The following is a 24,552-nucleotide window of genomic DNA, read 5'->3' on the forward strand; positions in this document are numbered from 1 at the left end:
TTTGAGTAATAAGTGAACGAATTAAACTATCTCACGGGGGGTTGTATGCTTAAGTTAGTCAAAAGTACCGCTTTTACAGTATTGGTTTTTATGGGGCTAGTGACAAATGTTGTTTTAGCCCAAAATTATCCTAATAAAACAATTACTTTTATCGCTCCTTATGGGATTGGCGGTGATAGCGATTTCTCTGGTAGAAATTTGGCCCCTATGGCTACTAAGCTGATGGGTCAAAATGTGATTGTGCAAAATATTCCAGGAGCATCTGGCACGATCGGCTCTCAAAAAGTTCGCACTTCACCTCCAGATGGCTATACCCTATTAGTTTCTCGAGGCGGTTCGCAAGCAATCACCCCCGCCCTCGATAGCACTACACCTTATAAATGGAACGATTTCACATTCATCTCCTTGCTTGATTTTAATCCGGTCGTCTGTGTAGTAAAGCCTGATGCGCCTTATAAGAATATGAAGGATCTCATTGCTGCAATTAAGGCAAATCCCGGAAAATTAAATTATGCAAGTGCAGGCGCTGGCACCACACAGCATTTAGCGGTTGAAGTCATTTTGCGTGATGTAGGGTTAAAATCAGCGGCTGCCACCATGATTCCTTATAAAGGTGGTGGTCAGGCTACTACTGCCTTACTTGGTGGAGAGGTAGACTTCTTATGTAATAACTTAACAACACTCGTTGGGCAGATAAAGGGTAATGCGATGCGTGCGCTGGTCACTTCCACACCTGCGCGTTTGAAAGATTTTCCCAATGTACCTACTGCCAAAGAAGAGGGAATTCCTAACTTAGAAAAAGTGATGGGATGGAGCGGTCTTTATGGCCCCCCAGGTATGCCCTCAGAGGTTGTAGAGAAATGGCAGACCATACTAAAAGAAGTTGCCAAAAATACTGCCTGGTTAAATGGTAACGATACTGTTGGGGCTATCCCTGCAATTCGATCACCTGCAGATACAGAAGCATTTGCTAAAGAGCAGTTTGATCTCTATAGCAAGCTAGGGGCTGAACTTAATCTGAAGAAATAAAGTTTGCAATATATCTTGTAAAAAAGTCTGGTTCGTCCAGGCTTTTTTATTGGCTTTTTAAGATGTCTTTAGCATGTTTGATAAAAAGTGACCTTTAATAGCGCCTGTAATATTGTGTCGACTATGTTTCTTGCGCTCTAATAGACCAACTTTTCGATAGACCGTTTTGCCTGGTAGTTTTTGAATCTTGAGTTGGCGATCGCTTGACCATGAAATATTGGCAAGTTGTGGGACGATTGAATAACCAAGACCTTGTCTTACCAATTCAATAATCGCCTCTACTGAGTTCAATTCCATGACGTCTTGAATTTTGAGCTTATTGACTCTGATAGTTTGCTCAACTAGATGACCAGTCCAGGTATTTCTCTCAAATCGAATGAATGGCAATTCATTGATGAGGCGCTCAGATAATTTTAATGAGCTTGGGACAATCAAGATCATCGGTTCTTTATAGAGCTCAGTCCACTGTACGTTCTGAGGTAATGCATATGGTGATTCAGTCACAATGGCAGCATCTAGACTACCTTCTATCACCTGATCTAGAAAGCTACTTGAAAGACCTGCAATCAGTTTAATTTCAAGTTCAGGGTAGTTTTGTTTTAGCTCGTTAAGGGTTTTACCAAAAGCCCCCATCAGAGTCGACACTAGAGCGCCTAAAACAATAGTCCCACTGAGGTCAGTTTTCAGATTAGATCCAAGAGCTTCATATTTTGAGATGATGTCTTGAATCGGCTCAATTACAGCCCGTCCATTGCTATTGAGGGTTAGGGAGCGTTTTGTTCTATCAAATAGCTCCACACCGATTTCATGCTCTAGTTGCTGGAGTTGCTGGCCAGCTGCCGCAGCAGTCAATCCAATCTCTCTTGCAGCTGCAGCAACGCTTTTATGGCGTGTAATAGCGAGAAAGTTTTTTAGGAGCTTAATGCTGGACATAGATTTAATAATAAAGAATAATTTTATCTCAAAGAAAATTATATTCGATTTATTTTTTACTGTCTACAGATATAATGACCCCATGTCTAATACCGATCTAAAAGTTAAAGTCTGGCGTGGCGCCGAGCAAGGTGAATTTGTTGAATACATTGTGCCACGTAATCCAAACCAAACCGTCTTGGATGTGGTTACCTATATTCAGCGCAAGATTGATCCCACATTAAGTTATCGCTTTGCCTGTCGTGTCGGCATGTGTGGGTCATGTGCTATGACAGTCAATGGAGTAGCTCGTTGGACTTGCCGCACTCATGTATCCAAAATTGTGGAGGGGGATTCTTTAGAGATTGCTCCATTAAATAATTTACCGGTAATTAAAGATCTTGCTACCGATATGCGCGAGTTCTTTAATAAGTGGAAAGGCGCGGTTGGTTTCTTCAAGGGTAACCAAACCCGTCATGATGATTTTGCAAAAGTAGAGCCACAGTCTGAAGAGCGTCAATTAGCTAATGCGGGTATTGAGTGTATTGGTTGTGGTGTTTGCTACGCTTCATGTGAGGTCGTGAAATCTAGACCAAATTACTTAGGGCCTGCAGCTTTGAATCGTGCGTGGACATTAACAAATGATGTTAGAGATGTGCAGCAACTTGATCGACTGCGTGCGGTAGCGGGTGATGAGGGTTGTCATGCCTGTCATTCACACGGCTCTTGCACAGAACGCTGTCCAAATGCTCTTTCACCTACTGCCAGTATTTCTGGCCTAAAGAAGTTAGTTGCTAGGGCTGCGGTTCGCGGTAGTAAGTGGGGTAAGTTGTGAGCCAGGCAGTACTTCAGGCAAAGCTCTGGTATGCACAAAGAATTAGCGCCATGGTTCTTGGAGTATGTGTAGCAATTCACTTAATCATGATTTTTTATGCAATCCGTGGTGGTCTCACCGCGCAAGAAATTCTGGGTCGCACACAAGGTAATCTGGGATTTGCAATCTTTTATGAAATATTTGTTTTGGCTTGTTTTGTGCATGCACCGATTGGGGTAGCTAATATTTTGCAAGAGACCATACCTCAAGTTGGAATGACTAAACCCATTTCTTGGTTACTAGCATTATTGATTTTGGTAATTGGTACGACTGCAGTCATTGGCGTGTATACCGGGGGTGCTATATGAGCACTAGACCAACCTTAGATTACCGTGCAAAAAGCCATTTGCCTTATTTTGCTTATGCTTGCCATCGTTTTTCTGGCTTGTTACTGGCATGTTTTATCCCTTTACATTTTCTAATGTTGTCTCAATCCTTGCGTGGGGCGGATGGATTTGAGGCCTCTTTGAAATTAACGGATTTCTGGGTATTTAAATTTGGAGAGTGGGCTTTAGTAGTCTTGCTGGCCGTTCATTTAGCTGGTGGCGTACGATTATTAATCATTGAGTTTGGACCATGGAATGGCCTGCGTAAGGGTTGGATACAGATCTCTATTTTGTTCGCTATTGTTTGCGGGCTCTTATTTTTATATTTTGCTAATTGATTAGGTAGATATGCAATTACAAATGAATTTAGTGGAGGAGGCCTGTAAAGAGCTCTACATTCGTGCTCTCAAGGTGCTGCCTGATGACATCAAGGCTGGTATCAATAGGTTAGATAAATCTGAGACAGATGCTCGTGCTCAAGTGGTTTTAAAAACCATGATTACGAATATTTCCGTGGCAGAGCGTGAGGATAATCTTCTTTGCCAAGACACGGGTTTACCGATATATAACGTCAAGATCGGTGGAAATGTGCAATTCGATGGAATGGCCTTAAAGGCTGCCATTCGTAAAGGTTGTGAGCGTGCTACTCAAGAGTACCCTCTGAGATCTTCCGTTGTTCATCCTATTACCCGAAAAAATAATCACACCTCTTGCGGAATTGATATGCCAGCGATTCATATTGATTTTTTTGGTAATGCAGAGTCCGTAGAAATTGAAATGGTGCCCAAAGGTAGTGGCTCAGAAAATAATTCCTTTTTGAAAATGGCAATTCCAGCAGATGGTATCAATGGTATCAAAGCCTTTGTGATTGAGAGTGTTGTATCTGCTGGTGGCAAGACCTGTCCACCAACAATCGTTGGCGTTGGTATTGGCGGTACGTCTGATCAATGTGTAGCGATGGCAAAGCGCGCAGCTACCCGTGAGCTTGGTAGTGTATGCAGTGATGAAGAAGGCGCCAAGCTTGAAAAAGAACTGAGTGCTGCGGTGAATCAACTTGGCATTGGCCCACAAGGGCTTGGTGGCGATGGAACTGCCTTTGCAGTCCAGGTAGAGCTAGCACATACTCATATCACCATGAATCCAGTGGCTGTGAATATGCAGTGTCATTCCGCACGCAGAGCCCGCGCTACCTTTACGTCCGCTGGTGTGAGCTACGGATTCTAGGAAAATAACTGATGACTCATTACAGCCTTGCAACACCAGTTAGCGAAGAGGCAATTCGTAAACTTCGCATCAATGACACTGTGACTTTGCAAAATACCCTGTTTGGCATTAGAGATGCCACGCAGATTCACATGTTTGATCATGATCGCAAAACCCGTTTTGATCTCAATGGGCATGCAGTTATTCATACGGCGCCTAATGTTCGTAAAGTTCCTGTTAGTAAGCAATTTCCTGCTGGATATGAGCCTATTTGCATTGGTACTACTACTTCTGATCGTATGGAACGATTCACACGCCCCCTCATGACGCAAAAAGGTGTTCGCATGATTGTTGGCAAAGGTGGCATGAGAGAAGACTCTGCTGAAGCATTTAAAGAGCTGGGTGGTGTTTATTTAGCGATCATTGGCGGTACTGCCGCTTTAGAAACTACTTGGATAGAGCAAATTGAAGATGTGGACATGGATGATCTCAACCCTGAATCGCTTTGGCGTTTCAAGATAAAGGATTTTGGCCCTTTATTAGTGGCGATGGATAGTCATGGTGGCAGTATTTACCAAGAAGTAAAGGGTGAAGTTGCACGCAAGAAAGATGCAGTACTGAAAAGCCTTGGAATTCATTCATGAATACTATTCCAACAATTGAAACAGATATTTTGATATTGGGCTCTGGTGGCGCAGGGCTTTTCGCAGCCTTACATGCGCATCAAGCAAATCCTCATTTACATATTACGATTGCCGTTAAAGGTTTATTGGGCAAATGTGGTTGTACCCGGATGGTTCAGGGCGGTTACAACGTTGCTTTAGCTGAAGGAGATTCGGTAGAGCGACACTTTATGGATACCATTGAAGGTGGTAAATGGCTGTCGGATCAAGAATTAGCATGGACCTTAGTGAGTAAGGCAGTAGAGCGCATTCGAGAATTAGAAAATGAGTTGGGTTGCTTTTTTGATCGAAACCCTGATGGAACAATTCATCAAAAAGCTTTTGCAGGGCAGACTTTTGATCGAACAGTTCACAAGGGTGACTTAACTGGTATTGAAATTATTAATCGTTTAGCAGAGCAAGTATGGGCTAGAGGCATTCATCGGCTGGAAGAGTACCGCGCTATTGAACTGATTCATAGCAAAGATGGTAAGTCACTTGCCGGAGTATTGATGCTTGATATGCAAACAGGTCAATTTACCCTTGTGCGTACCAAGGCTGTCTTATTAGCTACCGGTGGTGGGCCAACGATGTACAAATACCATACACCGTCAGGTGATAAAAGTTGCGATGGTTTAGCCATGGCACTACGCGCAGGATTGACCTTACGCGATATGGAGATGGTGCAGTTTCATCCTACTGGTTTATTAGCCGGCCCTGGAACACGAATGACAGGGACAGTGATAGAAGAGGGGTTACGGGGAGCAGGCGGATACTTGCTAAATGGTAATCGCGAACGCTTTATGAATCACTATGATTCACGTAACGAGCGAGCCACAAGAGATATTGTGTCAAGAGCCATCAATTCTGAGATTCGTGCGGGAAGAGCTACACCTAATGGTGGTGCCTATATTCAAATGAGTCATTTAGGGCCTCAGAATGTGCGGGAGCAATTCAAGGGAATGGTCGAGCGGTGCGCTGATAGTGGTTTTGATTTGGCAAATGATTTAGTGGAGGTTGTTCCTACTGCTCATTACATGATGGGTGGCCTTGTCTTCAAAAGTGACTGCAGTACTGATTTACCTGGTCTCTATGCGGCTGGTGAAGATACGGGCGGGGTACATGGGGCCAATCGTCTTGGTGGAAACGGGGTTGCAAATTCAACTGTATTTGGTGGTATTGCAGGAGATACGATGGCTCACTGGGCTGCTAAGCAGAGCTTACTTGAGTGCAATATGGACGAGGTTCATGCCAGCATTCAAGCTCATGAGGCACCACTTAACAAAGCAGCAGGTGATATTGAGGCAGTTCGTGATGCCTTGTCTGAATGTATGTGGGATGATGTAGGAATATCTCGAACAAAAGAAAGTCTACTTCGTGGTCGCAATACTCTCCATCGCTTAGAGGAAGTCTTATTACAAATTGGTGTTGGTAATATTCAACGTGAATATAGTGTGACTTGGCAAGATTGGATGAATTTACAAAATCTCATACAGGTGAGTAAAGCAATTACTGAGGCAGCTATATCTAGAGAAAATTCTAGGGGATCGCATTATCGCGAGGATTTTCCTGAGCCCGGATCCATGGAAGACTCCTATTACACAGCGATCAATCTTCAAGGTCAAAGACTGTTGATCGAAAATAGACTAGTTCAATTCACTCTAGTAAAGCCTGGCGAAACTATTCTTGTTGAGACCTAGTCATTTTTGAGTTTATAGAACCGCTGACATTTGCCTTAGCCGCAATCATCATCTTTGGCGCGTATTTTATTTTTGGAGTCTCTGGGTTTGGCTCTTCTATTGTTGCCGTTCCCTTATTAGTCCAGATTTACCCATTAAAGTCGGTAGTGCCAATGATGGTCATGATAGATATTTGTGGGTCTTTGTATCTCGGAAATAAAAATTCAAGCAACGCAGATATGAAAGAATTGAAGTGGCTATTCCCCTTTACCTTGATAGGTATTGTGGTGGGGGGATTAGTTTTGCTTCAAGCCCCAAGCGCTCCCTTATTGATTACATTGGGAGTGTTTGCCGCCTTTAATGGTGCCCGAGTTCTTTGGCAAAGAAATCGAGAGCTACATAAAGTAATTAATAGATGGTGGGCTGCTCCGTTTGGATTTTTTGGGGGTATCTTTACTGCACTTTTTGCTACTGGTGGAGCTATTTATGCCTCTTACCTTGGATTAAGGATTGCAGATCCAAAAACACTGAGAGCAACTATGGCCTTCGCAATATTGATCCTTACTGTTTTGCGACTTTGTCTTATGGTTGCGACAGGATTATTGCTTAGTTGGCCTGTATTAGGATTGGCAATATGTCTGATTCCTGCTACTTTCCTTGGCATTTGGGCTGGAACTCATGTACACGCTAAATTAAGTAATGCAGCGATGCGGGTGGCCTATGGTTCCATTTTACTTTTTTCAGGAACCACTTTATTAGTGCGCCAGTTATTTTAAAGTTAAGGACTCTCATCAAGAGCGTCCTTAACTAATCATTATTGGGCTTGAATATTACGAGCCTTAATCACTTTTTCCCAGTTTGCTGTTTCATTCTTAATTTGAATATCTAACTGCTCTTTAGGGGTGTTCAAAATTGCTGTAAGACCATTAAGTTCTAGGCTCTTTCGCATTGCATCTGATATCAAGGCCTTTTGAGTTGCGTTATATATTGTTTCCTGAATAGCTTTTGGAGTACCTGATGGTGCAGCTAGCGCAAACCAGCCCAAATTAACAAATCCTGGAATGGCCGCTTCTGCAACAGTAGGAACATCGGGTAATTGTGCAACTCTTTTACTGCTAGTAATGGCTAAGGGTTTGATCTTTCCAGATTTTGCGAAGCCTGCTGCTGCCGGAAGGTTGCCAACCATAAAGTCAATCTGTCCAGAAGCTAAATCAGTAAGGGCTGGGCCTTCACCCTTATAAGGGACGTGAGTGGCGCTAATTCCTGCTGAGTAGGTAAAATTTTCACCCGCCATATGAACTTGACTACCAATTCCAGCTGAACCAAAAGTCAGCTCCTTGGTTTTTGCAAAAGCGATTAGCTCTTTTAAGTTATTGACTGGAATATTTGGGTTAACTGATACCAGCATTGGACCGCCAGCTACTGCAGTAATGTAGGTAAGATCAGTAGCGTAATTTAAGGGAAGTTTTTTATATAAAAATGGGTTAACCGTCATCATGCTTCCTGATGAAAGCAATAAGGTATAACCGTTGGGAGGTGCGTTTGCAACGACTTCAGCGCCAATATTGCCTCCAGCACCACCTTTGTTTTCGACAATGACATTTTGACCCAGAATGGTAGTCATTTGTTGTGCCAAAATTCTTCCGAGAATATCAGTAGTACCGCCAGGAGCAAAAGGGATAATCAATTTAATTGGCTTATCTGGCCAACTTTGAGCCTGTGTAATTGAAGGGGAGACAATACAGGCTAGCGCTCCAAGGCTAATAAATGCATTTCTTAAAACGGCAATCAATCCTTTCTTAAACATCTTGCTCCTCCAGTTTTATTGGTGTTTGTTTAATCTTATCTCTTATTTCAATCAATCAGCAATATTTATAAAAAATAAGCTTATTTGTTCCTAAAAAATTGAGCTCTTTCTTGCAAGTGATTTAAATCATCTATATGATATGGATATGTCTACTATTTTGATCTCTGAGTTCATCACTAGTCAAGCCTTAGAAACCCTGCGTTCTAAGCATAATGTGATTTATGAGCCAGATTTATATAAAGATCGCCTAGCTTTAATTGCTGCAATGCAAAATATTGATGGGCTGATTGTCCGTAACCTAACTCAAGTCAATGAAGAAATTTTACTGACTGCACCAAATTTAAGGGTTGTTGGTCGTTTGGGCGTTGGGCTTGAAAATATTGAGTTACCAGCTTGTGCCAAACGCAATATCAAAGTTATTCCTGCGACAGGTGCGAATGCTGAGTCAGTAGCTGAGTATGTTGTCGGCGCTGCAGTTGCATTAACTCGTGGATTTATCCCTGCTACGATATCAACCCTTAAGGGTGAGTGGCCTCGCCCTCGTTTTTCTAGTTACCACGAATTTTTAGGTCAGACATTAGGTATTGTAGGTTTTGGTAGCATTGGAAGAGTGGTTGCTAAAAAGGCGCATGCGTTTGGCTTGCATTGTGTGGCATACGATCCAATGCTCTCTGAAGATTCTATTGCTCTTGACGGATTTTCGGTTTCCTTACTTCAATTAAATGAGTTGTTGTCTAAAAGCAATGCAGTTTCTTTACACCTTCCCTATTTGCCTGAAACCAAGAATTTGTTTAATGCGACTACGCTTGACCAAATGAAAGAAGGCGCTTGTCTAATTAATACGGCTCGAGGCGGCATCGTTGATGAATTGGCCCTAGCAGAGCGACTGCGCTCTGGGCGAATTGGGGGCGCAGCAATCGATGTCTTTTCTACAGAGCCCGCAAAGGATTTAAATCATTTTGCAGGAATAGAGAACCTCATCTTGACACCACATATCGCTGGAGTTACACAAGAAAGTAATGAGCGTGTTAGTCAAATGATTGCTGATGAAGTTAATCGGTATTTAGGGGTTTGAAATGAACTTATCCTATGAAAAGATGGTTCAGTTGGCATCGGCTGGATTAAAAGCTGGTGGCATCGGCGAAAAGGCTGCTTTTGAAACAGCTCAATTTTTAGCACTTGCAGAATTAGACGGCTTAGCCTCACACGGTTTAGCGCGGGTTTCACAATATGCAGGTCATGCAAAAAATGGCCGAGTTGAGTTAGCTCCTAAAATAAAGGTTCGTCCTTTCAAAACATCTGCAGCCTTAGTTGATGCTTGTGATGGACTGGCTTTTCCAGCCCTTCGTTTTGCAACAGATTTGTCGGTTAACCTTGCTTCAAAAAGTGGCGTTGGTCTTGTAGCGGTGACTAATAGCCACCACTTTGGCGTTGCTGGTCATTTTGCAGAGGCTGCCGCTCGCGCTGGATATATCTCCTTATTGTTCGGCAATACGCCTGCTGCAATGCCGATGGTTGGGGGAAGCAAGGCTATGTTTGGTACTAACCCATTAGCCGCTGCATTCCCAATAGCCAATCGCGATCCCTTGGTAATTGATATGTCTTTATCTGCGGTTGCGCGTGGCAAATTATTGGTTGCTGCAAAGAAAGGTGAGTCCATTCCTGAGGGTTGGGCATTAACTGCAGATGGTAAGCCTACAACAGATCCACAAGCTGGATTGAAAGGTTTGATGGTTCCATTGGGCGGTGATAAAGGTGCATTACTCGCTTTGATTGTTGAATTATTGGTGGTGGGTTTATCTGGTAGCAGGTTCTCATATGAGGCTGACTCATTTTTTGATGCTAAGGGAAATCGCCCACGTATCGGACAGCTTCTTCTAACGATTGATCCAGGTCTTGCGGGTACTCAAGTTTTTGCAAATAAAATGCGTGACTTTTTAAAAGTGCTAGCAGCTGATTCAGGCACTCGTTTGCCGGGCCAGCGACGCTTTAAGCAAAGAGCAGCAGGATTTAAAGATGGTGTAAACGTTTCTGATGTGGTTGTAGAGGAAACTCAGGCTGGCATTCGTCAGTCATGGAATGGGTAGTATTCAAATAAGATTGATAAGGAGAAAGAAATGATTCATTTTGTCGTGCATGAACCAGGAGACGTCGTTGGCGTTGTCGTGGTGGAAGGTGTGAAGGCTGGTACTGATTTAATCGGTTGGGTAATGGACGGTGATAGCACTGTCAATATCAAATCTGAAAGTGATATTCCAATTGGGCATAAGATTGCTTTGCAGGACATGAAGACTGGCGACACCATTATTAAGTACGGTGTTGATATCGGCAAGGTAGTTGCTCCCATCAAAAAGGGCGAGCATACCCATGTTCAAAATGTCAAAACTAAGCGTTGGTAATCGATACCCGTATTCATTACGATATTAAGAAAGATAGAAAATGATTAATTTAAAACAAGCAACTTTTATGGGCTATCGCCGTGAAAATAGTCGTATGGGTATTCGTAACCACGTCATTATTTTGCCCTTAGATGATTTATCGAATGCAGCATGTGAAGCGGTTGCAAATAATATTAAGGGTACAGTTGCCATTCCACATCCTTATGGCCGCCTTCAGTTTGGCGCAGACTTAGACCTTCACTTTAGAACCTTGATCGGTGCTGGTTGTAATCCAAACGTAGCTGGAGTAGTGGTGATTGGTATCGAGCCACAGTGGACAAAGATTGTGGTTGATGGAATTAAGGCGTCTGGTAAGCCAGTAGAAGGTTTCTGGATCGAAGGTAATGGCGATACATCAACGATTGCAAGTGCTAGTAAGGCCGCCTATTCCATGATGAAGCATGCTTCTAAACAGCAACGTGTTTCAGCGCCACTATCAGAGTTATGGGTTTCAACTAAGTGTGGTGAATCTGATACTACTTCTGGTTGTGCATCGAACCCAACAGTTGGTAATGCGTTTGATAAGCTTTATGCGATTGGCTCTACCTTGGTATTTGGTGAAACTACCGAGCTAACTGGCGGTGAGCATTTGGTTGAGGCACGTTGCCGTACTCCAGAAGTGAAGAAAAAATTCCGTGAAATGTTTGATCGTTATCAAGACGTGATCGAGAAGAATAAAACTAGCGATTTATCAGATTCACAGCCTACCAAAGGTAATATTGCTGGTGGTCTAACAACGATTGAAGAAAAAGCGCTTGGTAATATTCAAAAAATTGGCAAGAAATGTGTTGTCGATGGCGTGTTAGATAAGGCTGAGACCCCAACGATTCCAGGTTTGCATTTTATGGATTCATCTTCTGCCGCCGCTGAAATGGTGACGCTTTGCGCAGCATCTGGTTTTACAGCCCACCTCTTTCCTACAGGACAAGGTAACGTGATTGGTAATCCAATTCTTCCGGTGATTAAGTTATGTGCTAATCCAAAAACAGTGCGGACAATGTCAGAACATATCGATGTAGATGTTTCTGGTATTTTGCGTCGTGAAGAGACCTTAGATTCAGCAGGTGAGAAGCTGCTCGATGCTCTTCTGAGAACTGCAAACGGTGAATTAACTGCGGCTGAGATTTTGGGTCACCGTGAGTTTGTGATGACCCGTCTGTATGAGTCTGCTTAAGTTTTAAGCTATGAAGTCCCTGACCGCTTATCAAGAGGTGAAACAAAAAATCACCGAAGATCTGGTCAGGGGTCGTTATCCAATGGGTCAGGCATTGCCTGCCGAAAAGGATTTGGCCAATGAGTTAGATGTATCTATAGGCACCCTGCGCAAGGCGGTAGACGAATTAGTTGCGGAAGGTATTGTTGTCCGCCGTCAAGGCAGGGGGACCTATGTTGCAGAACACGATGCTAAGCGACTACTTTATTATTTTTTCCATGTTGCTCGCTGGGATGCTGATAAAAAAACGTATCCCCGTGTAGAGACTGCTTCTTTTGGAGCGACGCAAGCAAGCAAGGAGGAGTCTCTTAAGTTAGGCATTAAGGATGGAACGCCTGTTTGGCGCATCGTCACTCGCTTATATTTGGAAGGTGAGTGCGTGATGATTGACCACATTACTTTAGATAAAAAGCGTTTCAAAAATTTAACTCGTACTGAATTTGATGGACGAGAAGGCAGTATTTACCAGTTATACCAAATGCGTTATGGTCAATCAGTAGTAAAAACGAATGAAAGATTGCGGGCTGGTTTGGCGGGTAGACAAATGTCAACGTGGTTAAAGTTAAAGCCAGATGCACCTGTGCTCCATATTCGTAGGGTAGCACTTGATATACAAGATGAACCTATTGAGTGGCGCATTTCTACGCTAAACACGGCTCATCATGAATACTTTAATGAGTTAGTAACTTAGCTTTTTGCGGAACTTAGTTCTTTAGCCCAATTCATCAGGCTTTCACTAGGATCCTCTTTTTCTTGGTCCCAACTTAAGCGATTTGGAAAGAATGGTCTTAATTCTTCTCCAATTCCACATCCCCATAATTCAATATTATTTTGTTGTTCACACCATTCAATTGCCTGTAGCAGGTGATTTTTGAGGAAATACTCTCCATTCGCTTCAATGGTAGCTCGATCCATGGGGCAGCCATCAGAAAATAAAATCAGTTTTTTATTAATGACATGACTAGTTATTTCTTTTTGTAAGCGTTGGGCTGCCCAAAGTAGAGCCTCACCATCGATACTCTCAGCATAGATTTCTGATCTTAGGAGCGCAGCAATACCGGGCCTTGCCTTACGCCAAGGGGTATGAAAGTCTTTGAAGATCCAATGTGCACGCTCATTTAATCTGCCTGGATTAGGGACTTGTCCATTTTTGCGCCATTCTTTAAAAGGTCTCCCACCTTGCCAAGCAGACGTGCTGTAGCCCAATACTTCTGTTTGAATCTGTGCCTGCTCTAATATCCTCACCAGAGAATCTACACAAGTAGCGATCTTGAGTCTTTGATCTTTCATTGAGCCAGAGCAGTCGATTAGAAGCGTAACGTTTCCTAAAGCCTCTATCTTTTTGGAAGGATGCTTATAAAGAACGGGATCAAGTGGGGCAGTAGCAATACGGCTGAGATAGCGCCGATCTAGGAGACCCTCGGTCTCAGTGGTCTGCCATCTTTTCAGTGTCTTTGTGTTAAATATCTTTTCATAAGACCTCGTTAATTTCCCCCAAGGGATATTGAGCTTTGTGATTTCCTCGCTAAGCTCTTGTTGGTGAATAGCAAGTTGAGCTGGTCGAATGCTCTTTTTCGCCTCAATCTCAACATCATAAGTAGAGTTAAATACTTTGTATTGCCCCAATGATCGTTCTAAAGATGTTTTCGCATCTTGCGCAGAATAATGCTGCTGTTTTTCAGATTTAGATCCAAGGGCTGGAGGCTGAACCCACTCAATCTTTAAAAAATTGTTGCTAATATTTTTTTGCTTAGTTCGAATGCTAGGAACATCTTGATATTCGGCATCAATTAAATTCGATACTAGTCGTGTAATTTCAAGGGAAGTCATTGCATAACTTGCTTGGTCAAACCGGCTTGCTTTGAGCTTGACCAAATAAGGCCCAAGTCTCTCTGCGAGTCCCGCTCTAGTGGCTTCTACTACATCCTGCATCAATTGCGGAATCGGGCGTTGGTTTAGTTTGACCCATACAGTAGAGAAAATAGAGAGTAATAAAAGGCCGATACTACCTTCCACACCACCATTGGCCATAAACTCTTGCATCCATGCGAGAAATTGATTCTCGACATTCTGCTTGCTGCCCTTTAGTCCATCAGGACAAATACTTTCTACCCGAATCTGCTCGAGGACTTCGTATATTAATGATTCAACTAAACCGTTCGGAGATTGTGAAAGATGAAGTTCATAGTCTGAATAACGCAGGCGTAAGGCAACACCATCTAATACTCCTCGCGGATGCGCCCAAGGAGCTTGTAAATAGCTCAGGTTGAGATGAGGTGCTAAAGCATTGAGTGCAAGGCTTTTATGAAATAGCTGCCAATCCCGAATTTGAAGGTGGGTATCTCCTGATAGGGAGCGCATGATAGCCCCATAACGGTTTTGTAACGCTACTTCATCGTGGGATTGAGTTTGCAAGATTCACCAGTTTAAAGAGCTAGTTTTTAGTGGCAATGAGCTCAGTTGCAAAACAACGTTGATAGTATTCAGCAACCAAGGATTTTTCTTCTGACTCACACTTATTTAAAAACGCTAAGGTAAAGCCAAGTTGCAGGTCTTTGAAAATACGCCAGTTCTCACCCCAGGTAATCAAAGTTCTAGTCGACATTAAAATGGAGATATCACCAGCCTCAAAGCCTTTTCTACTGAGATTAGCAAGCGCTATCATTTGTTTTGCGGTCTCGGGCGAAAGTTCCGGTACCTTTGCCAGCAATATTTTTTCTTCTTCTTCAGGCTCCAGATAATTGAGGGCAGCAACAATATCCCAGCGATCCATTTGTCCATGGTTGAGCAATTGAGTTCCCTGATACAATCCGTTCCAGTTACCTAAACCAACTGTATTACTTGTCGCAAAAATCCGAAATGCTGGGTTTGGTTCAATCACTCTATTTTGATCGAGTAGTGTGAGACGGCCTTCACGCTCAAGCATGCGTTGAATGACAAACATGACATCTGCCTGACCGGCATCATATTCATCTAATATCAGAGCAATGGAGCGTTGCAAACTCCATGGAATGAGCCCTTCTTGAAACTGGGTCACTTGCTTACCATCTTCAAGAGTGATGATGTCTTTTCCAATGAGATCCATGCGGGTGATTTGCCCGTCAAGATTGATGCGTAAGCAGGGCCAATTTAAGCGAGCGGCAACCTGTTCTAAGTGGGTTGATTTTCCAGTGCCATGCATGCCTTGCAGCATGACTCTACGGTTATAAGCAAAACCAGCGAGGATCGCCACACTAGCTTGCGGATTGAGTTGATAGCTCGGATCTACTGTTGGAACTAAGTCAGATCTTTGGCTAAATGCAGGAATTTGAAAATCAGCAAAGCCCTTGCACTCTGGAAAAGCGGCATGAAGCGAAACCATCTTATCCGGTTGAAAATCCAATAAATCAATAGATGGGGGGCTTGCAGCCATAGTACGTCCTTTAAGAGTCTTAATGCGTTGTCAAATATATTCCATATCGGGGTTTATATGCTTGACATGGCAGAAAATACACCATTAATATAGACATTGTAGAACAAATTGTTCCGTTTAATTGAATATCTAGGAGAGCTGAATGTCTAAGACTGGCACTAATTTACCTGCTGGCCCACAAAAAATGACCCCCTCGGAGGCTTTTGTTGAAACAATGGCCGCCAATAAGGTGACGGACATCTTTGGAATTATGGGATCCGCCTTTATGGATGCAATGGATATTTTTGCTCCTGCTGGCATTCGTTTAATACCTGTTGTGCATGAGCAGGGAGCAGCACATATGGCTGATGGCTACTCACGAGTGAGTGGTCGCCATGGTGTTGTAATTGGTCAAAATGGCCCTGGCGTCAGTAACTGCGTCACAGCAATTGCAGCTGCCTATTGGGCGCATAGCCCGGTAGTGATGATCACTCCAGAGACCGGAACAATGGGAATGGGCTTAGGCGGATTTCAGGAAGCAAACCAATTGCCTATGTTTGCAGAGTTCACTAAATATCAGGGCCACGTCAATAATCCAAAGCGGATGGCTGAATATACTGGTCGCTGTTTTGATCGTGCCATGTCTGAAATGGGTCCTACCCAATTGAATATTCCTCGCGATTATTTTTATGGTGAGATTGAAGTCGAAATTCCACAGCCTCATCGTCTCGATCGTGGGCCCGGTGGCGAAAAGAGTTTGGACGAAGCGGCAGAGTTATTGGCGAATGCAAAGTTCCCCGTCATTATTTCTGGTGGTGGAGTGGTGATGGCTGATGGTATGAAAGAATGCCAGGCTTTTGCGGAGCGCTTGGGTGCCCCAGTAGTCAATAGCTATCTCCACAATGACTCCTTCCCTGCAAGCCATCCTCTATGGTGTGGTCCGTTGGGTTATCAAGGATCAAAGGCTGCAATGAAGCTGATTTCTCAGGCTGATGTGGTCGTGGCACTAGGCTCACGCCTTGGCCCATTTGGTACCTTGCCACAGCATGGTATGGATTATTGGCCTAAGAATGCCAAGATCATTCAGATCGATGCTGACAATAAGATGTTAGGTTTGGTGAAGAAAATTTCAGTAGGTATTTGTGGTGATGCAAAAGAAGCCGCAATTGCTTTGACTAAGCGTTTAGCTGGTAAGACCTTGGTTTGTGATGCTACAAAGACAGAGCGCGCCAAAACCATCGCTACTGAAAAAGCAGCATGGGAAAAAGAGTTAGACGAGTGGACTCATGAGCGTGACCCATTCAGTCTTGACATGATTGAAGAGCAGAAAAAAGAAAAGACTCCAACTGGCGGGCATTATTTACATCCTCGTCAGGTCCTGCGTGAGCTAGAAAAAGCAATGCCGGCCGATGTGATGGTTTCTACAGATATCGGTAATATTAATTCTGTTGCAAATAGCTACCTGCGTTTCGAGCGCCCAAGAAGTTTCCTTGCCCCAATGAGCTTTGGTAACTGCGGCTACGCTTTGCCCACCATTATTGGTGCTAAAGCTGCTGCTCCAGAGCGTCCTGCGATTGCTTACGCTGGTGATGGTGCCTGGGCTATGAGTATGGTGGAGATATTGACTGCGGTTCGTCATGACATTCCTGTAACGGCAGTGGTGTTCCACAATCGTCAATGGGGTGCTGAGAAAAAGAACCAAGTGGACTTCTATAACCGCCGTTTTGTTGCTGGTGAATTGGATAGTCCAAGTTTTGCAGGCATGGCTAAATCGATGGGTGCAGAGGGAATCGTGGTTGATGAGCTTGATCAAGTTGGCCCAGCTCTCAAAAAGGCAGTTGAGATGCAGATGAAAGAAGGCAAAACCTGTGTTGTCGAGATTATGTGTACTCGCGAACTGGGTGACCCCTTCCGTCGTGATGCACTTTCTAAGCCAGTACGCTTCTTGGATAAGTATAAAGACTACGTCTAATAGTCATTAGAAATTCAAAAGGCTCGACATTGTCGGGCCTTTTTTATCACTAAAAAAGAGAATGGTAGTCAGATACGCTGGGTCTTATTCGGCCTAGTTTATTTTGAGTGACTGTACCAATCGTGATAAAGCAAATTGGATCTTCGTGGTCAGCAAGATTAAAAAGATTTCTTAGTCTGGGGCTTTGTAAAGCTTTGCCACTGGATAGTCCAGAGCCAAAGCCAAGAGCGTAAGCGCTAAGCAAAATGTTTTGAATTGCACACCCCAAAGACACTAGTTTCTCTTCTTTGCTAATTTCATTAGTGTCATCTTCATAATGAGCGATGGCTAATAGGAGTAGGGGGCCGCGTAAGGCCTTTTCTCTGGCTTCCTGAAGTTGAATAGTTGTGGCATTTTGGTCTCGATCAAGAAGACATTTATGAAAGACTTCACCAAGAGCGTCACGACTACTTTGCCCAATTTCAATAAAGCGCCAAGGCATCATTCTGCCGTGGTCTGGGGCAGCATTTGCTGCTAGTAGAATCTGATTCTTTTGTGATACATCGGGACCAGGATTACCTAGCCTCTTAGGGGAGATATGTACTCTTCCATGAATGAGTTTCTCAGCAAATTCATTCATGGAATGAGCGATCCTTAGGACACTCTCTGATAGTATAAATTTTGAGGGTGATTTGCTTCAGCGAAAAACATCCATCTTTCAGCTAATAGACCTGTGTAATGCATTAATAAGGCAATCGCTATTTGGGCAATGCTTGGGGAATTCATGGAAAAGGCCAGTAAGATCATTGGACCTACATAGGCCATCAATAAAATAATCTTTCGAATATTGCTAATGACCTGATCAGTTTGATGATGGAAAAATTCACGAGTATTAAAGCTGCCACCCATAAAGCCCATAGAAGTTTGGCGAATATTACTGCCTTTAATACCTGTTGCAGAAGCTAAATTGGATTTCGGTTTTAACTTTTGATTGCGACGCCAGATCCATAGCTTGAGATTAAGAGCAATAAATAACAATATAAAGTTGGTCCCCGAGATAAGACTCATACCTAATGGAACGCTTGACCCATTCCAAATGATTAATAGTAGTTCCAGTAGTAAGCCACCCGAAGTCAAGCCCAGTAGGATGAAGTTGCTAAGAGTAGAGGGGTGTGACCATTCTTGAATAAACTGAATGCATTGGTAAATTTTTGCAGTACAGATCCATAAAGCAAGATTGCTGATCAGTAATGCTGCCCATACCCATGCTGGCACCATTCCAAAATGAACAAAGAAGAAGGTGATTACAGTGAGCGCCATGACAGTTGGTAAAGCGATGACTTCTCGTGATAGCCATGAAGTCCGCCACATCATGGCAGCACGCCAAGCTCGCTCAGGACGTCCTAAATGAAAAAACGATGCGACTAAGCTGAGGGTTAGTATGATAAAGCTGACTGGTAATGCTAGCATTGATAGAAATGGTGTAGACAAGAACGGCTCTTCTATATTTAATAGCGCCAGAAAAAATAATAAGCCCTGAGCCATTCCCACAAGAGTCGTAAAAAAGATAATTGAAAATTGGGGACGCATTATTTGTCATTCCTTGCTGCGTCAATAGTTTCTGTGATCGAGCGCGGTAAGTAGTGGTTGGCTGGTTGGGTTTCCCATTCAGGCATGAGGGCATAACCACCGCGTTCCTTAATTGCCTTGCTAGCAGCCGACTCTGGATCGTGCACATCACCAAAAATTCGGGCGCTTGTTGGACACGCGAGAACACATGCGGGCTTACGTTCTGATTCAGGCAATGTTTCGCTATAAATGCGATCTACGCATAAGGTGCACTTCGTCATTACTTGACGTTCTTGATCTAACTCACGTGCACCATAAGGACATGCCCAAGAGCAATAGCTGCAGCCAATACATTTATCGTAATCCACTAATACGATGCCATCTTCCTTGCGCTTATAGCTTGCTCCCGTTGGGCAGACTGGCACGCAAGGGGGTTCTTCGCAATGCAGGCATGATTTTGGAAAATGGACTGTTTGAGTATTTGGGAATGATCCCGCTTCATAGGTCTGTACGCGGTTAAAGAAAGTTCCACTTGGATTAGCACCATAGGCATTCAGGTCTGTTAGTGGCCCAGCAGAGCCCGAGGTATTCCATTCCTTACAAGATGTGACGCATGCGTGACAGCCAACGCAAACATTCAAATCAATGACTAAGGCGAGTTGTTTATTAGTGCTTATTTTCTTGCCTCCTTTTTGAGGGACATTCCAGGTACTTCATATGCTTTTACTTGAGGCCATGTTTCCTGCGGCTCATCAACTCCAGCTGGAGCTAATCTCACTCGAACGTCATACCAACCTGCCTGCCCAGTAATTGGATCTGAGTTACTGACAGTGAAACCACCCAATGGCAGCTCTTCAGCAATCAAATGATTTAATAAGAAACCTTTCTTAGATTCATCCGCATTATCGGAAAGACTCCATGCAGACTCTGCTTTGCCAATCGCATTCCATGTCCAAACTGTTCCAGGATCAACCGCTTCTGAATGACGAGCCATGCACTTGACTTTGCCCCATTGAGATTCAATCCACATCCAGGCGCCGTCAGCAATACCATGCTTGAGCGCGGTTGCCGTATTGACGTATAGATAGTTATGACTATGAATTTGTCTTAACCAAGCATTTTGAGAATCCCATGAGTGATACATCGCCATAGGACGCTGAGTAATCGCATTCAAAGTAAATTTGGTGAGGTCAGTAGCCTCATCTTCAAGGGGTGGGTACCAGAAAGGAAGCGGATCAAAATATTTGTAGATGCGATCTTTGAGGTGCGCAGGTGGTTGAGCTCCAGGATGCTTGCCGGTTGCCGCCAATCTAAATTTTTGCAATATGTCTGAGTAGATCGCGATCATGATCGGATCATTCTTCTGTCTTAGAGCATTTTCTTTGGAAAAATCTAAATATCCCTTATTCCAATTACGCATGTATTGATGTTCAGGAGGCATATGAAATTGATGGACACAGTTATTCTCTTCATATTTTTGCCACTGATTTGGATTGGGCTCGCCTTTGAGGGGTTTCTCACCATCCTTGCCGCGCCAGCCACTGAGAAAGCCGATACCTGAGTCAGGCGCAGTCTGAAAGCGGGTAATAAAGTCAGGGTAGTCTTTGAATTTACGTTCACCCTCTGGGGTCGTAAAGGCTGGAAACTTTAAGCGTGAGGCAAGTTCAATCAGCACTTCTTGAAATGGCTTACATTCGCCTAAGGGCTCAAGTACTGGAATGCGGACTGAATCAACTGGCCCATCAAATTCTGAAATAGGGCGATCCAACATACTCATGACATCATGACGCTCAAGATAGGTAGTATCGGGTAATACCAGATCAGCAAAATCTACCATTTCAGATTGGAAAGTATCGCATACGACTAAAAATGGAATCTTAAATTCACCATCAGCATTTTTAGCGTTCAGATGTTCACGTACTTCCATTGTGTTCATCGTAGAGTTCCATGACATATTGGCCATGAAAATCATGAGAGTATCAATCGAGTAGGGGTCACCTTTCACTGCATTCGTAATGACGTTATGCATCAAACCATGGGCAGCTAAGGGATGCTCCCAAGAGTAGGCTTTATCAATCCGCAATGGCTTACCTTGCGAATCTAGTGCTAAATCTTCTGGTTGTGTTGGCCAGCCCAAAGGAGGTTTGGCTAGAGGTGTATTGGGCTTAATATCATTTTCTGATGATGGGGGCTTTGCATTTGGCGGTACCTGCCTTGGGTAAGGCGCCTTATGTCTAAAGCCTCCTGGGCGATCAATGGTCCCTAATAAAGACATTAATACAGCCAAGCCACGAGTGGTTTGAAAACCATTCGAGTGCGCGGAGAGTCCACGCATTGCATGAAAAGCAACTGGCCTGCCAGTTACAGAGTCATGTTTTTCTCCCCAAGAATCTGTCCAGGCGATGGGAAGCTCAAATTCTTGACCGAATGCAGTATCTGCAATTTCTAGTGCCAGTTTACGAATTCTTTCTGCGGAGATACTAGTAATTGCTGCCGCCCATTCAGGAGTGGTTTCGCTGACTTGACGCTTGAGTAATTCAAAAGCAGGAACTACTTTCTTACCCTGATGTGGACCAGGCCCCATCGTGTATTCACCAAGCAATACGGGAGATGTCCCTTGCTTAAAACAGGGCTGCGCGCTGTGAGTTTTTTCATCCCAAATATATTTGTTATGCGGTAAATCTAGGTTGATAGGATCTGAATCTGGATCGTATAAAAATAAGCCTTCTTCTGCGCCAGAATCCATGCAAACCAATTGTGATGAATTACTAAAGCGCTTTAAGAAAGGAGCATCGTATTTCTCAAGACGAATGAGTTCGTGCATGAGTGCCATAAATAGGGCTCCATCAGTACCAGGCTTAATCGGGATCCACTCATCTGCAATCGCCGAGTAACCTGTTCTCACTGGGTTAATCGAGATAAAGCGACCACCCGCTCTTTTAAATTTAGATAAGGCAATCTTCATCGGATTACTATGGTGATCCTCAGCGGTACCAATCATGACAAATAGTTTTGCTCGCTCTAAATCAGGCCCACCAAATTCCCAAAAACTTCCACCAATGGTGTAAATCATTCCTGCAGCCATATTGACTGAGCAAAATCCGCCATGAGCAGCATAATTAGGAGTACCAAATTGCCGAGCAAATAAACCAGTTAAGGCCTGCATTTGATCTCGACCAGTAAAGAGCGCAAACTTTTTAGGGTCGGTAGCGCGAATATGACTGAGACGCTTAGTGAGAATTTCAAAAGCTCTATCCCAGCTAATGGCTTCAAATTCACCATCACCACGATTACTACCCGCTTTTCTTAATAGGGGTTGAGTAATGCGAGCTGGCGATTTTTGTTTCATGATGCCCGAGGCACCCTTGGCGCATATGACGCCTTGGTTTATAGGGTGCTCTGGATTGCCATCTATGTAAACAAGTTCACCGTCGCGAAGATGTGCGCGGATGCCGCATCGACAAGCACACATGTAGCATGTCGTTTTCTTAATTTCTGTAGTAGATCCTTGTTGCTTAATGGGATCATGCACAGGATCTTTTGAAAATAGTTTAAACATAGTCTTCATTATTTATTGAGGTTGTTTAGCAAGCAAAATAGCCATCGCAGTAGACGCGACTCTTGAAAATACGGAATCAGATCTAGATGTGAGAATGATCGGAACTTGAGCTCCTAGAATAGTTCCAGCACACTCCGCCCCAGCCATATAGACTAGGGACTTGTAAAGAATATTTCCTACTTGTAAATCAGGCACTAATAGTAAATCAGGATCACCAGCAACCTTTGAATCAATCCCTTTTGTTTTAGCGGAATGGATTGAAATAGCATTATCGAATCCAAAGGGTCCCTCGATCATTGTTGAGGGATGAATTGGGTTTGCAGCATGGCTATCTACAATCTCTTTCGCATCGGTAGTGGCCTGCATGGCAGGGTTCACTACCTCTGTAGCAGCAATGATGGCTACCTTTGCATTTGCTACCCCAAGCTTGTTAAGAGCCTCAAGACTACTTTTAAGAATTTGTATTTTTTGAGATGCATTGGGTGCAATATTAACTACACAATCGCTGATCCCAAGTAATTTGGGGTAATGCTTTAGTTCAAATAAAAATAAATGACTCGTTCTGCGATCAGTTCTTAAGCCATCGCGCTGCACTATCGGACCCATCAGATCTTCGGTGTGTAAGGATCCCTTCATCAATACTGCCAGCTTACCTTCTTTGACCATTGCTACTGCTTGCTTGGCAGCGAGTATGGGGTCATTAGGGGTATTCATTATCTCAATGCCATCCAAAGAGAGTTTTTCCTTGGCTGCTAATTCTAGAATGAGGTCTTTAGGCCCAATCAAGATTGGAGTGCACAACTCTCTTTTAACTAACTCAAAGACGGTTTCAAGAGCGGGTGCGCTGAGTGGATAAACAAGGCCTAAAGGAAGATCGCTTTTAGCCTCTCCAATCATTTTTTCTAATAAGGGATATCGTTCCATGAGCTATGTCTTAGTGGTTACCGTTATTAGATGGAATTAGGATAAAGTTTGAGAGATACGTGCAGAAGCCTCTTTCAGCATTGGAATATGCTCCATGGCTTGATTGAGAGGAAGCCTTGCAGTCGCTGCATGGACGGCAATGGCTGCCACTACCTCACCTACTGCATCTCTTACAGGTACTGCAACGCATGAAACGCCAAGCACATATTCTTCGTTATCAATGGCATATCCAGTGCTGACGATGCGCTCAAGCTCAGACTCGAGCAGATCGCGATCAGTAATTGTTCTATGAGTAAATTTCTCAAGCGGTAAATTTTCTAAAAGCTTGGCGCGTTCCTCAGGAGTCTTAAATGCCAACAATAACTTGCCACTAGCGCTGCAATGGGGTGGGAGAATAGTGCCCGGGGGAAGATGCAAGCGTAATGCCCAATTAGCCTCAACGCGATCTAAATAAAACAGTTCTCCACGTTTCAGTACCGCCAAATTACAAGTCTCGCCTAGATCAGCAACCAATTTTCTTAAGATGCTGTGTCGAATGGCAGAGACGGTATCGTGTGTCAAAGTGGCGATGGCCAAACTAGACAGACGATTGCCCGGAGCATAAGTTCGACCACCAGGCTCTCTTGCTACAAGTCCTGCTTCTTCAAAAATGGCTAGAGTACGATGTAGAGATGCTTTCGGCATCCCAGTAATTTGCATCAGTTGCACTAAGCTTGCGGGCTGCTTTAGAGCTGCTAGAGCCTCTAATATGACTACCCCTTTGAGCATCGATGAATTTTCACCGGAGTGGTCTTTTTTGCTGATATCTAAGGGTTCGTGATTGTCAATTACAAGCATAAGTAGAAAATCTCAAGAATTGTGTCATTTTGTTCATTCTAATAGAACATATTTGCAATATCCAGAGAAAATGTTAGTATTTTTACTTATACGAAACAACTTGTTCCGTTTAATAGGATTATTTAAGGTATCAATAGTTCCCACATAAGGACTAATATAGGTTCGTGGAGTGCACTTC

At 43.5% G+C, this 24,552-nt stretch carries 24 protein-coding genes; 14 read left to right on the forward strand and 10 right to left on the reverse strand.

Annotated elements, in window-relative coordinates:
• Nucleotides 1-45 precede the first annotated feature (45 nt).
• A complete protein-coding gene (locus ABWP14_RS01160) occupies nucleotides 46-1,029 on the forward strand; it encodes a Bug family tripartite tricarboxylate transporter substrate binding protein (protein ID WP_353201137.1) in 984 nt (327 codons plus the stop codon).
• A gap of 57 nt (nucleotides 1,030-1,086) precedes the next feature.
• Here ABWP14_RS01160 and ABWP14_RS01165 read toward each other — a convergent pair whose 3' ends face one another.
• On the reverse strand, nucleotides 1,087-1,962 hold the full coding sequence (locus ABWP14_RS01165) for a LysR family transcriptional regulator (RefSeq protein ID WP_353201138.1): 876 nt from the start codon (nucleotides 1,960-1,962) through the stop codon (nucleotides 1,087-1,089).
• A gap of 82 nt (nucleotides 1,963-2,044) precedes the next feature.
• Between ABWP14_RS01165 and ABWP14_RS01170 the strand changes: the two genes are divergently transcribed.
• The 7 genes from ABWP14_RS01170 to ABWP14_RS01200 are packed head-to-tail and all read left to right on the forward strand — an operon-like array spanning nucleotide 2,045 to nucleotide 7,461.
• A complete protein-coding gene (locus ABWP14_RS01170) occupies nucleotides 2,045-2,776 on the forward strand; it encodes a succinate dehydrogenase/fumarate reductase iron-sulfur subunit (RefSeq protein WP_353201139.1) in 732 nt (243 codons plus the stop codon).
• Nucleotides 2,773-3,123, forward strand: coding sequence for a succinate dehydrogenase (locus tag ABWP14_RS01175; protein ID WP_353201140.1), 351 nt, complete (start codon nucleotides 2,773-2,775; stop codon nucleotides 3,121-3,123). Before ABWP14_RS01170 ends, ABWP14_RS01175 begins: the two co-directional genes overlap by 4 nt.
• A complete protein-coding gene (gene sdhC, locus ABWP14_RS01180; RefSeq protein ID WP_353201141.1) occupies nucleotides 3,120-3,479 on the forward strand; it encodes a succinate dehydrogenase, cytochrome b556 subunit in 360 nt (119 codons plus the stop codon). Before ABWP14_RS01175 ends, sdhC begins: the two co-directional genes overlap by 4 nt.
• A gap of 10 nt (nucleotides 3,480-3,489) precedes the next feature.
• Nucleotides 3,490-4,365, forward strand: a complete 876-nt coding sequence (locus ABWP14_RS01185; RefSeq protein ID WP_353201142.1) for a fumarate hydratase — start codon at nucleotides 3,490-3,492, stop codon at nucleotides 4,363-4,365.
• 11 nt (nucleotides 4,366-4,376) lie between these two features.
• Nucleotides 4,377-4,988 (forward strand): fumarate hydratase C-terminal domain-containing protein, encoded by a 612-nt coding sequence (locus ABWP14_RS01190; RefSeq protein ID WP_353201143.1) that lies wholly within the window; start codon nucleotides 4,377-4,379, stop codon nucleotides 4,986-4,988.
• On the forward strand, nucleotides 4,985-6,706 hold the full coding sequence (locus ABWP14_RS01195; protein ID WP_353201144.1) for an L-aspartate oxidase: 1,722 nt from the start codon (nucleotides 4,985-4,987) through the stop codon (nucleotides 6,704-6,706). Before ABWP14_RS01190 ends, ABWP14_RS01195 begins: the two co-directional genes overlap by 4 nt.
• 50 nt (nucleotides 6,707-6,756) lie before the next feature.
• Complete coding sequence (locus tag ABWP14_RS01200) at nucleotides 6,757-7,461, forward strand: sulfite exporter TauE/SafE family protein (RefSeq protein ID WP_353201438.1); 705 nt, start codon at nucleotides 6,757-6,759, stop codon at nucleotides 7,459-7,461.
• 38 nt (nucleotides 7,462-7,499) lie between these two features.
• On the opposite strand, the gene ABWP14_RS01205 is transcribed toward ABWP14_RS01200, so the two are convergent.
• Nucleotides 7,500-8,492, reverse strand: a complete 993-nt coding sequence (locus tag ABWP14_RS01205; RefSeq protein ID WP_353201145.1) for a Bug family tripartite tricarboxylate transporter substrate binding protein — start codon at nucleotides 8,490-8,492, stop codon at nucleotides 7,500-7,502.
• 145 nt (nucleotides 8,493-8,637) lie between these two features.
• On the opposite strand from ABWP14_RS01205, the gene ABWP14_RS01210 reads away from it, so the two are divergent.
• Genes ABWP14_RS01210 through ABWP14_RS01230 form a run of 5 tightly spaced genes read left to right on the forward strand, consistent with a single transcriptional unit; the run spans nucleotide 8,638 to nucleotide 12,834 of the window.
• Nucleotides 8,638-9,567, forward strand: coding sequence for a hydroxyacid dehydrogenase (locus ABWP14_RS01210; protein WP_353201146.1), 930 nt, complete (start codon nucleotides 8,638-8,640; stop codon nucleotides 9,565-9,567).
• Between the two features lies 1 nt (nucleotide 9,568).
• Nucleotides 9,569-10,579, forward strand: a complete 1,011-nt coding sequence (locus ABWP14_RS01215) for an Ldh family oxidoreductase (protein ID WP_353201147.1) — start codon at nucleotides 9,569-9,571, stop codon at nucleotides 10,577-10,579.
• A gap of 30 nt (nucleotides 10,580-10,609) precedes the next feature.
• On the forward strand, nucleotides 10,610-10,891 hold the full coding sequence (locus ABWP14_RS01220; RefSeq protein WP_028818665.1) for a UxaA family hydrolase: 282 nt from the start codon (nucleotides 10,610-10,612) through the stop codon (nucleotides 10,889-10,891).
• Between the two features lie 40 nt (nucleotides 10,892-10,931).
• Entirely contained in the window at nucleotides 10,932-12,104 is a 1,173-nt protein-coding gene (locus ABWP14_RS01225) for a UxaA family hydrolase (protein ID WP_353201148.1), read from the forward strand.
• Between the two features lie 10 nt (nucleotides 12,105-12,114).
• Nucleotides 12,115-12,834, forward strand: a complete 720-nt coding sequence (locus ABWP14_RS01230; RefSeq protein WP_353201149.1) for a GntR family transcriptional regulator — start codon at nucleotides 12,115-12,117, stop codon at nucleotides 12,832-12,834.
• Here the strand turns inward: ABWP14_RS01230 and ABWP14_RS01235 are convergent.
• Together ABWP14_RS01235 and ABWP14_RS01240 are read right to left on the reverse strand one after the other, a co-directional pair.
• Nucleotides 12,831-14,504, reverse strand: a complete 1,674-nt coding sequence (locus ABWP14_RS01235; protein ID WP_353201150.1) for a cobaltochelatase CobT-related protein — start codon at nucleotides 14,502-14,504, stop codon at nucleotides 12,831-12,833. The genes ABWP14_RS01230 and ABWP14_RS01235 overlap by 4 nt on opposite strands.
• Nucleotides 14,505-14,577: 73 nt before the next feature.
• Nucleotides 14,578-15,555 (reverse strand): AAA family ATPase, encoded by a 978-nt coding sequence (locus ABWP14_RS01240; RefSeq protein ID WP_502930124.1) that lies wholly within the window; start codon nucleotides 15,553-15,555, stop codon nucleotides 14,578-14,580.
• A gap of 142 nt (nucleotides 15,556-15,697) precedes the next feature.
• Here ABWP14_RS01240 and xsc point away from each other — a divergent pair, with 142 nt between their 5' ends.
• Nucleotides 15,698-17,506 (forward strand): sulfoacetaldehyde acetyltransferase, encoded by a 1,809-nt coding sequence (gene xsc, locus ABWP14_RS01245; RefSeq protein ID WP_353201151.1) that lies wholly within the window; start codon nucleotides 15,698-15,700, stop codon nucleotides 17,504-17,506.
• A 49-nt stretch (nucleotides 17,507-17,555) separates the two neighbouring features.
• Here the strand turns inward: xsc and ABWP14_RS01250 are convergent, their stop codons facing one another.
• The 6 genes from ABWP14_RS01250 to ABWP14_RS01275 are packed head-to-tail and all read right to left on the reverse strand — an operon-like array spanning nucleotide 17,556 to nucleotide 24,374.
• Complete coding sequence (locus ABWP14_RS01250; protein ID WP_353201152.1) at nucleotides 17,556-18,125, reverse strand: nitroreductase family protein; 570 nt, start codon at nucleotides 18,123-18,125, stop codon at nucleotides 17,556-17,558.
• A gap of 14 nt (nucleotides 18,126-18,139) precedes the next feature.
• Entirely contained in the window at nucleotides 18,140-19,075 is a 936-nt protein-coding gene (locus ABWP14_RS01255; protein WP_353201153.1) for a dimethyl sulfoxide reductase anchor subunit family protein, read from the reverse strand.
• Entirely contained in the window at nucleotides 19,075-19,731 is a 657-nt protein-coding gene (locus ABWP14_RS01260) for a 4Fe-4S dicluster domain-containing protein (protein WP_353201440.1), read from the reverse strand. Before ABWP14_RS01260 ends, ABWP14_RS01255 begins: the two co-directional genes overlap by 1 nt.
• Nucleotides 19,728-22,613, reverse strand: a complete 2,886-nt coding sequence (locus ABWP14_RS01265) for a molybdopterin oxidoreductase family protein (RefSeq protein ID WP_353201154.1) — start codon at nucleotides 22,611-22,613, stop codon at nucleotides 19,728-19,730. The genes ABWP14_RS01260 and ABWP14_RS01265 overlap by 4 nt, the downstream gene beginning before the upstream one ends.
• Before the next feature lie 12 nt (nucleotides 22,614-22,625).
• A complete protein-coding gene (locus tag ABWP14_RS01270; RefSeq protein WP_353201155.1) occupies nucleotides 22,626-23,537 on the reverse strand; it encodes a bifunctional enoyl-CoA hydratase/phosphate acetyltransferase in 912 nt (303 codons plus the stop codon).
• Between the two features lie 36 nt (nucleotides 23,538-23,573).
• Nucleotides 23,574-24,374 carry an IclR family transcriptional regulator gene (locus tag ABWP14_RS01275; RefSeq protein WP_353201156.1) on the reverse strand — a complete coding sequence of 267 codons (801 nt, stop codon included), beginning with the start codon at nucleotides 24,372-24,374 and terminating at the stop codon, nucleotides 23,574-23,576.
• Nucleotides 24,375-24,552 lie beyond the last annotated feature (178 nt).

It is taken from the genome of Polynucleobacter sp. (assembly GCF_040400325.1).
Lineage (GTDB): Bacteria > Pseudomonadota > Gammaproteobacteria > Burkholderiales > Burkholderiaceae > Polynucleobacter.